The organism is Mycolicibacterium celeriflavum (assembly GCF_010731795.1).
In the GTDB taxonomy this organism is placed as follows: Bacteria; Actinomycetota; Actinomycetes; order Mycobacteriales; family Mycobacteriaceae; genus Mycobacterium; species Mycobacterium celeriflavum.
This window is the reverse complement of sequence record NZ_AP022591.1, coordinates 2,794,665-2,806,494: the sequence shown is the minus strand read 5'-3', so window position 1 is coordinate 2,806,494 and position 11,830 is coordinate 2,794,665. Positions and strand designations below refer to the sequence as shown.

Sequence of the window (11,830 nt, the reverse complement as noted above, 5' to 3'; positions counted from 1 at the left end):
GCCCTGTCGAGTATCGTCGGCAGCCACCCACAATCGTCAGTAATCCCAAACTGCCGGTACACACCGGAAGACGTCACCGGTGACCGCCACCCGGCACACCGACGGGAACGGCAGGTGGGTGGCCACCAGCGACTCGCCGTTTGCCGCCAGCTCGCGCAGCAGTCGGACCCGGACGCGTGCCGACTCCTCGGGATCGTGTTCGAAGCCGTTGTGCCACTCGGGGTTATCGAATCCCGGCGCGAACACGGCGTCGCCGGCGAACGTCAGCTTCTCGCCGCGGGATTCCAGGCGGACGACGCTGTGCCCGGGGGTATGGCCACCGGTACGAGAGATGAGCACGCCCGGCGCCACCTCGTAGTCCGTCTCGAATGTCCGCAGTTGGCCCCGGTATTCGTCCAAGAACTGCTTGGCGACCCTGCGCAGCACGTCCGGTATCGGTTGCGGCATGACGGTGCGGGAGAAATCGGGCGATTCCCAGAACTCGGCTTCTGCGGTCGCGGCGTGCACCCGCAGGCCCGGACGCAGTCGGGCCTTCAGCCCTTCAGTGAGCAGCCCGCCGACGTGGTCCATGTGCATGTGGGTGAGCACCACATCGGTCACGGATGCGAGATCGACGCCGGCGGCCTCCAGTCGTTGGACCGTCTGTCCGGCGCGCGGAAAGTCCGGAAACTCCAGTCCCAGACCGGCATCAACGAGGATGGTTCGGTCGCCGCTTCGCACCACGACCACGTTCAGCGGCCAGTCGACCACCTCGGGCGGCAGGAAATTGTCACCCAGCCAGCGCGCGAGCTCGGTCTGGTCGGCATTGGTGGCCAACGTCGAGGCTGTGATCGGCAGCACCCCATCACTGATCACCAGCACCTCGATGTCGCCGACCTGCTGTGCGTAGCGCGACGGCACCAACTCGTCGATTCCCGAACCGCCAAGGCGTGAAATGTTGTCCAAGCTCATGATTCTCCTCCTGAGTGCGTTACCGAGTGGGCTTTCACTCTGTAGAACGCCCTGCGGGGACGGGAACTATCCATCGCTGGGTTTCGGCGTGCTACGCGACGAATGTCGTCGTCTCATCGAGCGGCGCGCGGCCCGTACGCACGTAATCCACGGTGACGTCCTCGTAGCCGATCGACATGCCGCAGAACAGCATCAGTTCATGTGGTGGGGAGACGGTCTCGGCGACCGTCGCTCGAACCTGCGACCACGCCATCTGAGGGCAACTGTGTAAACCCTCGGCGCGCAGCAGCAACATGACGGTTTGTAGATACATGCCGAGGTCTGCCCATTGAGCCGAGCCCAGGTCGCGGTCGATGTAGCAGAACAGGGCGGCGGGCGCGCCGAAGCAATCCCAGTTTGCGATCGCCGCGCGCTGCCGCGCCTCCCAGTCCTCGCGCGCAATGCCGAGGGTGCTGTAACGCTCTTCGCCGAAGGCGGAGCGGCGATCGCGGTACGGCGATTTCATTGCCGCCGGGTACATTTCGTATTCCCGGTTGTCCCAGGGGACACCGGTGGCCACCCGTTCGAGCGCGCGCCTCTTGAGCTCGGCCAGCGCTGCGCCGGTCACCACGTAGGTGTTCCAGGGTTGAATGTTCGAACTGGACGGTGACCAGGCCGCGGCCGATAGCACCCGCTGCAACACTTCCAGCGGGACGGGCTGGTCGGTGAATCCGCGTACCGCCCGGCGGCTCTTGACTGCCTGGTAGACGTTCATGATTGCTCTTGCCTTTCAACCGCACGGTTGAATTCAGCCTTGCAGCGGGGGAGGCGAAGCGAGCCCTTGAGAGTTCGTGGTCGGCGGATTCAGCTTGCCCACGAAATCGTGCGCAACTGCCTGCGCGAGGTGATGCCGAGCTTGACGAAGACTTTCCGCAGATGCCACTCGACCGTGTGCGTGCTGATGAACAGCTGGGCGCCGATCTCCTGATTGGTCAATCCGTCGCGGGCCAGGGCCGCGATCTGTGCTTCCTGGGCGGTCAGCTCGTCGCCCGAGGCAACGGGCTGCTTGCGCACCTTTTCGCCGGCGGCGGTGAGCTCCCGGCGGGCCCGGTCGGCGAAGGCCTGCGCGCCCATCCGGATAAACGTCTCGTGGGCGGCGCCTAGCTGCCGACGGGCGTCGGCTCGACGGTTGTTGCGGCGCAACCACTCTCCGTACCGCAGGCGGGTGCGGGCGAGTTGCACCGCGATCGGACTGCGCTCCAAATGGTCGATTGCTTCGGTGAAGAGGGCTTCGGCGTCGTCGCCGTCGGCGAGGAGAGCCTTCGCGCTCGCGAGAGTCCCCAGGCCCCAGTCTGTTCCGCTGGCGCCCGCGGTGGCAGCCAATTGCTGTATCGCGGCGGCGGCGTGTTCCCGCTGACCGGTGTGTGCTGCGGCCTCGATCAACTCGAGCAGACACCAGCCGTGGAAGCCGAGGTCCTCGTACTCACACGCTTTCTGCGCGGCGGCGAATGCCTCCTGGTATCGGCCGAGCCCGTTGTACAGCAGAGCCCTGGCGTATCCGGTGAGGCCGAGCAGGCGGCCCTCGCCTTTGGCGGTTGCGTCGGCGTTCGCGGCGTCGATCAGCCCGAGCGCGTCGTCGGAAGATCCGCGCCATGCGGCAAGGTGCAGGCGGTGATACGTCACCGGCTTATAACTGGTTGCAGCCGAGATCGCATCTGCTTCGTCGAGAAGGGTTGCCGCTAAGTTGAATTCACCCTCCAGCAGATGTGCTCCTGCCAGATAGGTCAGCGCAGCTGGGAGTAGGGCCAGCGCACCGGCGGCGCGGGCGTGTCGCACGATGTCGGATGCCAGTTGGCGCGTGATCGCGTGGTCCCACAGTTCGTGCGCGGCTGACTCCTGGATGATCGGGAACGCCATCGATACCCAGCGCAGGACCCCGCTGTCGTTGCCTCGCGTTTGAGCGCAGACCAATTCCAATGGTGTGCGGAGCGTGTCGGAGCCGACGGACATGCCCCGGGCGATCCGATTCGCTATGCCACTCAACAGCAGATCGATTCGCCGCTGCAGTTCCGGCACGCGGGCGACCGCGACACGGGCGGCCTCGGCGGCGTCTGTCAGCAGGCCAGGTTCACCGAGGCGGCCCGCGTACATGGCGGCTGCGATCGCCTCGACGTACGTTTCGCGGGCCAGTTCGCCATCGAGGGATTCAAGTCGTTTGGCGGCATCGAGAAGTTGCGTCGCGGCCTCGCTGAGCGGTGGCGTTCCCGGACCGCCCCCGCGGCTGCGGGCAAACTGCATCTGGGCGCGGAGCCGCGCCACCTGGGCGCGTTGGAGGTCGGATAGCGGGCCTGCTTCGGCCAGCGCGAGAAGCTCATACGCCGCTTCAGGGGCGGCCGCGTCGCGTTTGGTCTGCGCGGCGGCGATCGCACGGGAACCGCGCGCGGCGGGATCGGCGGTCAGGACGGCCGCACGTTCCAAGAGGGCGGCGGCCGCGGCGATACCGCCCCGGCTCCGGGCTCGCCAAGCTGAGGCTTCCAGCTCTGTGGCTACGGCGTCGTCGGGTCCGGCCACCGCGTTGGCGGCGTGCCACGCCCGGCGGTCCGGGTCTCTTTCGGCGTCGGTCGCGTCCGCCAACGCCCGGTGGATGGCGCGCCGGTCGGCCAGATCCGCGGCACGATAGGCGGCCGAACGCACCAAGGGGTGGTGGAAGCGCATGCGCGGACCGAATTCGATCACTCCTGCCGCCTCGGCCGGTGCCAGCGCGTCGACCGGGACGCCGAGGTTCGCCGCAGCGCGCAGAAACAGTGCGGCGTCGCCGACTGGTTCGGCCGCGGCGACGAGCAACAGTGTTTGCGTGGGTGTGGGCAGGGCCTGGATGCGACGCAGGAAGCCGTCTTCAATCTGTCCCGCTGAAGGTCGCGTCCCCGATACCCAGAATCCGCCGGCCAGTTCCGTCGCCGGGACGTTTCTAGGCACCTCCAGCAAGGCCAGCGGGTTGCCGCGCGTCTCGGCGACGATGCGATCCTTCACCCGCGGATCGATGCCACCGAGCATCACCGACTCCAGGAGATCCCGCGCATCGCCGTCGGCTAACCCGGCGACCGCCAGTTCGGGCAGCCCGGTGAGCACGTCGGCCGGGTCGTCGCGTATGCCGAATACCAACGCGATTGGCTCAGCCAGGAGGCGCCGCGCGACGAACCCGAGGGTCTGGACCGACACCTCGTCTAGCTGTACTGACCACGGACGTTAGGTACGGCGTGGCGAGGTGACATGACGAAGACCTCCGAGTGAAGTGCGAGCTGCTAAGAAACGCACCAACTCATCTCGGAGGTCTTCGTGTCCCACCGTAATGCCCCTTTGTCAGAAACCGGTCGTCTGCGCCTGGCCCGTTGCGTGGTCGACGACGGCTGGTCGTATCGACGCGCCGCTGAGCGATTCCAGGTCGCGGTGACTACCGTGCAGCGTTGGGTTCGTCGGTACCGCGAGCAGGGGCCGGCTGGCATGGTTGATCGCAGTTCGCGCCCGCATCGCAGCCCCAACCAGACACCGACACGTACCGAGCGGCGCATCATCAAGGTCCGGGTGCTGCGCCGCTGGGGACCAGCGCGCATCGGTTACCTGCTGGGTATCCATCCCTCCACCGTGCATCGGGTGCTGACTCGCTACGGCCTGGCCAAGTTGCGGTGGCTCGACCGGCCGACCGGACGGGTGATCCGCCGGATGGAGTCGGCTCGCCCTGGCGATCTGGTGCACATCGATGTCAAGAAGCTGGGCAAGATCCCCGCCGGTGGCGGCTGGCGCATGCTCGGGCGGACTGTGGGCAATCGCCACTCGCAGGCTGACAAGACCTCGGGGCAACTCAGCAAGTATCGCCATCCGCTGCGCGGCTATCACTTCCTGCACACCGCCATCGATGCGCACTCTCGCCTGGCCTACAGCGAGCTACTCACAGATGAGCGCAAGGAAACCGCCGCGGCGTTCTGGCAACGCGCGAACGCCTGGTTCAACCAGTGCGGCTTCACAGTACGAAAAGTGTTAACAGACAACGGATCATGCTACCGGTCGCACACCTTCGGGGATGCTCTCGGCGAGATCGAACATCGCCGCACCCGCCCCTACCGGCCGCAGACCAACGGAAAGGTCGAGCGCTTCCACCGCACCCTGGCCGATGAATGGGCCTACGCCCGCCTCTACCGCAGCGACGCCGAACGCTGCGAAGAGTTCCCCAGATGGCTACACACCTACAATCATCACCGCGGCCACACCGCACTCGGCGGCCAACCACCCGCCACCCGCATACCTAACCTCTCAGGTCAGTACATCTAGCCACTGCGCGTCATCGACAACGCACAGCAAGGGTTGGTCATCGGCGGCGGCAGCCAGCAGACTCAACACCGCCAACCCAACCAGGAAACGGTCCGGCGTCGGGCCGACACCGCGGCCGAATGCGACCGAGAGGGCCTCGCGTTGCGGTTCCGGCAGCTCGTCGACATGGGCCATCAGGGGAGCACAGAGCTGCTGCAGGCCGGCGAACGCGAGTTCGATGTCCGACTCCGCGCCCGCCACCCGGGCAATCCGGAATCCAGCCGCCTGCTCCGTCAGATACTCGAGCAGCGCGGTCTTGCCGACACCCGGCTCGCCGTGCAGCACCAGCACCGCGCTGGCCCCAGATCGAACAGTCGACAGCAGGGTCCGAACTGTGTCGCATTCGGTGGCGCGACCGTATAAGCGTTGTGCCCCAACCTTGTTGGCCACCAACACCACCACATTCGATCTCAAGTTGACCCGTTTCGCCTGCCGCGGGCGGGGCCGGGCCGGGCCACCCGGGATTCTATCTAGCCCCACCCTTGGCTGCACTGCGGTCGGTGGCTGCGTGCTCCAAAATCCAATCCGCGAAACGGGTGTCCGACAGCGTCGCACCATCCTCCGGAATGAGCGTGTCATCGTCGATGGGAACGCCCCAGTACAACGCTTGCGGATCCGCGACCACGTCGCGGGCATCGCCCCGCGCAGTGAGCGCGGTCCGGATGAGGTCGGGTAGACGGAACCGTTCGGGTCCGCCCACCTCGGTGATGCCGTTAACGGGATCGGCGAGCGCGACCGTGGCGACCGCCTTGGCGATGTCCGCGGAACTGATCGGCTGAATGAACGCCGGGGGCAAACGCACTGTGTTGTCAACGGTGGCCGAGTCAGCGATGGTCCTGAGGAACTCGAAGAACTGAGTGGCCCGCACGATCGAATGCGGTATCGGCCCCGTGCTGATCAGATCCTCCTGCATGAGCTTCGCCTTGAAGTATCCGCTGTGCAGCGCCAGCTGGTCGGTTCCCACCACCGATAGCGCGACATGATGGGCGACCCCGGCCTCGGCTTCTGCAGCGAGGAGGTTTGTGGTCGACTTCTCGAAAAACTCCATTGCCGCGTCGTCCTCGAATGACGGCGAGTTCGAGACGTCGACAACCACCGTGGCGCCGGTGAGGACTTCCGACAGACCAGCGCCGGTGACGGCGTTGACCCCAGTCCGCGGAGATGCCCCAATGGCTTCGTGGTTGTGTTCGGTCAAGGCGAGCACTACCTTCGACCCGACAAGACCGGTTCCTCCGAGCACAACGATTTTCATGGCGACCTTTCTTCCGAGGCCTGGCGGCGGTTACCTCTGTCCAGACAGCAAGAACGGATACATCGCCGCCAGTTCATCCCCTGGTGTGCCAACGCTTCAGGTCCTCCTACCGTCAAACCCGCAGAATGCTATGGTCAGCCTCGCCTAACTGAGAGGTGGCTATGAACCGCTTTTTCGCATGGACTGCGCCCGTCGCCATCGTCGGCCTGATCGTCTCCGGATGCTCCGGTGGCAACTCCTCGGACAGCGAGACGACGACGTCCACCAGTGGTTCGGCCACCGCGACCACCAGCGCCGCCCCCGCTGTCGATCCGGCTGTGCTGGACAAGGCGGCAGCGGAGTACAAGGCCTACGTGCAGAGCAACATCGACGAACTCCAGCGCGTGGTCAAGGTATTCACCGACGCGGTCCGCGCCGGAGACCTCAAGGCCGCCCAGGACGCCTACGCGCCGTCACGCCAACCGTGGGAACGCATCGAGCCGATCGCCGGACTGGTCGAAGAGATCGACCGCAAGATCGACGCCCGGGTAGATGACTTCGCAGGCGTCGACGACCCCCAGTTCACCGGCTGGCACCGCCTCGAGTATCTGCTGTTCGAGAAGAACACCACCGACGGTGGCGCACCGTTCGCCGATCAGCTCGACAAGGACGTCGCCGACCTCAAGGCGCAATTCCCGTCCGTTCAGGTGAAGCCGGTCGACGTCTCCAACGGCGCCGCGGAGCTGATCGAGGAGGTGTCCGAGGGCAAGATCACCGGCGAGGAGGATCGCTACTCCAAGACGGACCTGTGGGACTTCGACGCCAACCTGCAGGGGGCGCGCGACGCCGTCGGCAAGCTCAATCCCGCACTCGTGCAGGCCGATCCGGCCTTACTGGGCAAGATCGACGCCGGAATCAATTCGGTGTTCGAAACCTTGGCGCCACTGCGCCGCGGTGACGGCTGGGTGCTGTTCTGCACCGAGAACGATCCCTACCCATCGCCGCGCTGCCCCGAAGTCACTGTGACACCCGACGTGATCGACAAGCTGAAGGCAGAGCTGGCCGGGTTGTCGGAGAACCTGTCACAGGTGTCGGGAGTGCTGAAGCTGCAGTGACCGAAAGTCGCTCGGGGCTCTCGCGGCGAGGATTCATCTCCGGCGCGCTGGGCACCGGTGCCGCGGTGGGCGCGGGATCGGTGCTGGCCGGATGTTCATCGCAGGACTCCGGATCGCCCACCGCGCCCGCGGCGGCCTTCGTCCCGTTCGACGGTCCGCACCAGGCCGGCATCACCGCGTTGCCGATCCCGGAGCAGGGCCTGGTCGCATCGTTCAACGTGGTCTCGAAGGACCGCGACGGCCTGCGCGGCGCGCTGCGAGACCTCACCGAAGAGATCCGCGGACTCATGGCGGGAAAGCCGCCGGAGCCTCGCGATCCCGCCTACCCGCCCGTCGACTCCGGCATCCTGGGCGAGCAGCCGCCCGCGGACAACCTGGCGATAGTCGTCGGCGTCGGGGCGTCGCTGTTCGATGACCGCTTCGGGCTGACCGACCGCAAGCCCAAGGAACTGGTCACCATGCCGTTCATCGCCAACGACCGGTTGGATCCCAAACTGTCCCACGGTGATCTGTCGATCATCATCGAAGCGGGTCACAGCGATACCGTCATCTTCGCCCTACGGCAGCTGATGCGTCGCACCCGAAGTGATCTGGTGTTGCGGTGGATGGTCGACGGCTACGCCCGGGGCATCGGCGCCGGCCAGGCATCCGAGGCCGCGACGCCGCGAAACCTGTTGGGCTTCAAGGACGGAACGGCCAACCTCGACGTCGACGACAATGCGATCATGGATCGCCACATCTGGGTAGGCCCGCAGGACGGCGAACCGGAGTGGACGGTCGGCGGCTCCTATCAGGCGATCCGCATCATCCGGATGTTCGTCGAATTCTGGGACCGCACCCAACTCGTCGAGCAGGAGGCGCTGATCGGGCGCGACAAGGTAAGTGGCGCGCCGCTCGGGCTGACCGGCGAGTTCACCGACCCGAACTATCCAGAAGACCCCGAAGGCAAGCGAATACCGCTCAACGCTCACATCCGGCTGGCGAACCCGCGTACACCGGCGACAGACGAGAACCTCATTCTGCGGCGGGGTTTCAACTACTCGCGCGGATTCGACGGCGCGGGCCGACTCGACCAGGGGCTCGCGTTCATCGCCTACCAGCGCAGCCTCGAGAAGGGTTTCCTCACCGTCGCGAAGCGGCTCAAGGGCGAGCCACTCGAGGAGTACATCATGCCGGTCGGCGGCGGGTTCTTCTTCATACTGCCGGGCGTCGCCGGCCCCGACCGGTTCCTCGGCGACCAGTTGCTCAGCTGAGCACCGACCACAGGAACTCGTAGATCAGCGCCGAGCGAAATGCGGTCTGGGCGTTGTCCGCCGCGCCCGCGTGCCCACCCTCGATGTTCTCGTAGTAGTGGACCGGCTGACCGGCGTCCTCCAGCGCCGCGGTCATCTTTCGGGCGTGTCCGGGATGCACGCGGTCATCGCGCGTCGAGGTCGTGATCAACACCGGCGGGTGTCGTCGATCAGCCGAAATGTTCTGGTAGGGCGAGTACCTCGAGATGAACTCCCAATCGTCGGGATCGTCGGGGTCCCCGTACTCGGCCATCCACGATGCACCGGCAAGCAGGAGATGGAACCGGCGCATGTCCAGCAGTGGAACGCTGCACACGAGCGCGCCGAACAGTTCGGGGTACTGGGTCAACATCACGCCCATCAACAGTCCGCCGTTGCTGCCGCCCTGCGCGCCGAGTTGCGTGACGGTGGTGATGCCACGGACAACGAGATCCTCTGCGACAGCGGCGAAGTCCTCATAGACGAGGTGCCGGTTCTCCCGCATGGCCTGGGTGTGCCAGGGCGGTCCGTATTCGCCGCCGCCCCGGATGTTCGCCAGCACGAAGGTGCCGCCTCGGCTCAGCCACAGCCTGCCGAGTACACCGCCATAGCTCGGCGTGTTGGCGACCTCGAAGCCGCCGTACCCGCTCAGCAGGGTAGGTCCGGGGGCCTGGTTGTGTCGATGTCCCACAACGAAATACGGGACCATGGTGCCGTCCGCTGATGCGACGAAATGCTGGCTCACCTGGAGATCTGCCGCGTCGAAGAACGGCGGGGCGCGCTTGACCTCGGTGACCGCGTCTCCCGCGCGGCCCCACAGCAACCGCGACGGTGTGTCGAAACCACTGGCGTCGAGAAACATCTCGTCGCCGTACTCGTCCACGTCGACCAGCACAGTGTTGGTGTTCGGCGGGATGCCGGGGATCTCGGCTCGCTCCCAGGTCCCAGGAGTCACGACCGTCACCTGGCTGATCACGTCGACCAGCGTGACGAGTACGAGGCGGTCACGGGTCCACGCGTAGTTGTCCAGGCTGGAGTGCTCGTCGGGCTCGAACACGACCTGCAGTTCGCCTGTGCCGTCGAGGTATTCGGCGTAGTTGGCAGCCAGTAGGGAACCCGCACGATACGTCGTCGACCCGACCGTCCAATCCGTGCGAGGCCGAATCAGCAACCACTCGCGGTGCCAGGAGATTCCCGCGTCTGTCGGTGCGTCGATCTCGATCAGCGTGTCGCCGCGCAACTCGTAGCGGTGCCGGTTGAAGAAGTCGAACGACCGCGTGATCAGCAATCGCTCGAAACCCGGTGTCGCGTCATAGCCACAGCCGACGCTGACGTCGGTGACCTCGCCCTCGAAGAGTGTCTCCGCCGCCGGCAGTGGCTGCCCGCGACGCCAGCGCTTGACGATCCGCGGGTAACCGGAGTCGGTCAACGAGCCCGGGCCGAAGTCCGTACCGACCAGCACGGTGTCGCGGTCCTGCCACGTCACGCTCGATTTGGCCTCGGGCAGTTGGAAGCCGTCGGTGACGAACTGCCATGTTTTCATGTCGAATTCACGAACCACGGTGGCGTCGGCACCGCCGCGGGACAGTTCGACCAGCGCGAGCGAGAAATCCGGCTCGAGTACCTCGGCGCCGGCCCACACCCAGTTCTCGCCGTCGGCTGCCGCGATCCGATCGACGTCGATCAGGACGTCCCACTGCGGCTGCTCGGTGCGGTAGCTGTCCAGCGTCGTGCGCCGCCACAGGCCTCGCGGGTTGTCCGCGTCGCGCCAGAAGTTGTAGAGGTGGTCGCCTCGCCTGCGCACGTACGGGATGCGCGCGTCGGTGTCGAGCACCTCCAGGGCCTCGGCGCGCATCTGCTCGAACCGGTCACCGCCGAAGCGGGCGAGTGTGGGCTCGTTGTGTTTGCGGACCCAGTCGAGCGCTGCGTCGCCGGTGATCTCCTCGAGCCAGAGGTACGGGTCGTGTGTCACGCGGCGCCCGTGACGACGACCTGCCAGGGCAGCTCCAATCCGCCGTCACGCTCGAATCCAGCCAGAGCCGGTTCGAGCGCATCGCGCAAGGCGCGGACTTGGTCGCCGGTCAGCGAGCCGACCACCTCGGCGATCGGGCCCGCAAGCGACGTGTTGTAAGCCCAGTAGTCATCCGGGTTTTCGAATCGCATTATTCCGGTGAGCTCGTCGACGGTCACCTCCGTGAAGCCTCCGGAGGCCGCGAGCGCGGAGGTCCTCTCGGAGGTACTGAGCGAGAGCATCCCGCCCGGGGCGAACGCGTCGCCCGGCGGCGCGTGGCCGTTCTGCAGCAGCGCCATCACGATCGCCATGATCCAGGGATTGCGGTCTGGCGGGCCCCAGGTGGCGAACGCGCACCGCCCGCCGGGGCGCAGCACCCGCCGGATCTCGCGCATCGCCTGCTCCTGCTGGGGAATCAGCATGAGCCCGAACCGCGACAGGACACCGTCGACGCTGTCGTCGGGCAGATCGATCTGCGTTGCGTCGATGACCCGGCAGTCGACGTTGTCCAGACCCCGCGCAGCCGCGCCGCGCTGGGCGGCCTCCACCATTGCGGGCACGAAGTCGCTCGAGATCAGGCGCCCGGCCGGGCCGAGCCGGGGCACGGCAAGGAAGCCGGTTTCGCCCGGGCCCGCGGTCAGTTCCAACAGCGTCTGACCAGGCTGCGGGTCGACGTGGTCGATGAGCCAATTCGACACCGGCCGCACGCTTTCGAAGACGCGGTCACGGTATGCATCCCACGCTCCCGCCACCGCGCTCCAGTGACGCAGCGCGTCGCGGGCTGGGTCCACCTCAGGCATCGTTTCCTCCTCGGGTTGAGGCCGTCCGACGCCGACTGTACGGCGGTAGTGTGAGCTGTATCTCGTCGAGGAGTCACTGATGAGCGCTTGCGCGAAGAGGAGAAGAT

The 11,830-nt window shown here is 66.3% G+C and carries 9 protein-coding genes and 1 pseudogene; 3 read left to right on the top strand and 7 right to left on the bottom strand.

The genetic code is table 11. The annotated features are described in order from the left end of the window. Positions 1–36: 36 nt before the first annotated feature. The 3 genes from G6N18_RS13710 to G6N18_RS13700 form a co-directional block, all read right to left on the bottom strand. The gene (locus G6N18_RS13710) at positions 37–951 is read right to left on the bottom strand and encodes an MBL fold metallo-hydrolase (protein WP_083003274.1); all 915 of its coding nucleotides are present in this window, start codon (positions 949–951) and stop codon (positions 37–39) included. Between the two features lie 91 nt (positions 952–1,042). After that, positions 1,043–1,705: a nitroreductase gene (locus G6N18_RS13705; protein WP_083003270.1), complete on the bottom strand. Its 663-nt coding sequence runs from the start codon at positions 1,703–1,705 to the stop codon at positions 1,043–1,045. A gap of 89 nt (positions 1,706–1,794) precedes the next feature. Beyond that, positions 1,795–4,149: a helix-turn-helix transcriptional regulator gene (locus tag G6N18_RS13700; RefSeq protein WP_083003267.1), complete on the bottom strand. Its 2,355-nt coding sequence runs from the start codon at positions 4,147–4,149 to the stop codon at positions 1,795–1,797. Between the two features lie 117 nt (positions 4,150–4,266). On the opposite strand from G6N18_RS13700, the gene G6N18_RS13695 reads away from it, so the two are divergent. Beyond that, positions 4,267–5,256, top strand: a complete 990-nt coding sequence (locus G6N18_RS13695) for an IS481 family transposase (protein WP_163689883.1) — start codon at positions 4,267–4,269, stop codon at positions 5,254–5,256. Here G6N18_RS13695 and G6N18_RS13690 read toward each other — a convergent pair. Both G6N18_RS13690 and G6N18_RS13685 read right to left on the bottom strand, forming a co-directional pair. Continuing rightward, positions 5,251–5,685, bottom strand: a pseudogene (locus G6N18_RS13690) (ATP-binding protein); the annotation flags it as partial. The gene G6N18_RS13695 and the pseudogene G6N18_RS13690 overlap by 6 nt on opposite strands. Before the next feature lie 76 nt (positions 5,686–5,761). Continuing rightward, complete coding sequence (locus G6N18_RS13685) at positions 5,762–6,547, bottom strand: SDR family oxidoreductase (RefSeq protein ID WP_083006730.1); 786 nt, start codon at positions 6,545–6,547, stop codon at positions 5,762–5,764. Positions 6,548–6,708: 161 nt separating this feature from the next. On the opposite strand from G6N18_RS13685, the gene G6N18_RS13680 reads away from it, so the two are divergent. Together G6N18_RS13680 and G6N18_RS13675 are read left to right on the top strand one after the other, a co-directional pair. Continuing rightward, entirely contained in the window at positions 6,709–7,641 is a 933-nt protein-coding gene (locus tag G6N18_RS13680; RefSeq protein ID WP_083006732.1) for an EfeM/EfeO family lipoprotein, read from the top strand. Then, complete coding sequence (locus G6N18_RS13675; RefSeq protein ID WP_083006734.1) at positions 7,638–8,894, top strand: Dyp-type peroxidase; 1,257 nt, start codon at positions 7,638–7,640, stop codon at positions 8,892–8,894. The genes G6N18_RS13680 and G6N18_RS13675 overlap by 4 nt, the downstream gene beginning before the upstream one ends. On the opposite strand, the gene G6N18_RS13670 is transcribed toward G6N18_RS13675, so the two are convergent. Both G6N18_RS13670 and G6N18_RS13665 read right to left on the bottom strand, forming a co-directional pair. Beyond that, the gene (locus G6N18_RS13670) at positions 8,887–10,884 is read right to left on the bottom strand and encodes a prolyl oligopeptidase family serine peptidase (RefSeq protein WP_109749583.1); all 1,998 of its coding nucleotides are present in this window, start codon (positions 10,882–10,884) and stop codon (positions 8,887–8,889) included. The two genes, G6N18_RS13675 and G6N18_RS13670, sit on opposite strands and share 8 nt — an antisense overlap. After that, the gene (locus tag G6N18_RS13665; RefSeq protein ID WP_083006739.1) at positions 10,881–11,723 is read right to left on the bottom strand and encodes a class I SAM-dependent methyltransferase; all 843 of its coding nucleotides are present in this window, start codon (positions 11,721–11,723) and stop codon (positions 10,881–10,883) included. The genes G6N18_RS13670 and G6N18_RS13665 overlap by 4 nt, the downstream gene beginning before the upstream one ends. Between the last annotated feature and the right edge of the window lie 107 nt (positions 11,724–11,830).

Excerpts from the sequence above, each read along its gene's own strand:
- G6N18_RS13710 (WP_083003274.1), bottom strand. The coding sequence starts at position 951 with ATGAGCTTGGACAACATTTCACGCCTTGGCGGTTCGGGAATCGACGAG.
- G6N18_RS13705 (WP_083003270.1), bottom strand. The coding sequence starts at position 1,705 with ATGAACGTCTACCAGGCAGTCAAGAGCCGCCGGGCGGTACGCGGATTC.
- G6N18_RS13685 (WP_083006730.1), bottom strand. The coding sequence starts at position 6,547 with ATGAAAATCGTTGTGCTCGGAGGAACCGGTCTTGTCGGGTCGAAGGTA.
- G6N18_RS13680 (WP_083006732.1), top strand. The coding sequence starts at position 6,709 with ATGAACCGCTTTTTCGCATGGACTGCGCCCGTCGCCATCGTCGGCCTG.
- G6N18_RS13665 (WP_083006739.1), bottom strand. The coding sequence starts at position 11,723 with ATGCCTGAGGTGGACCCAGCCCGCGACGCGCTGCGTCACTGGAGCGCG.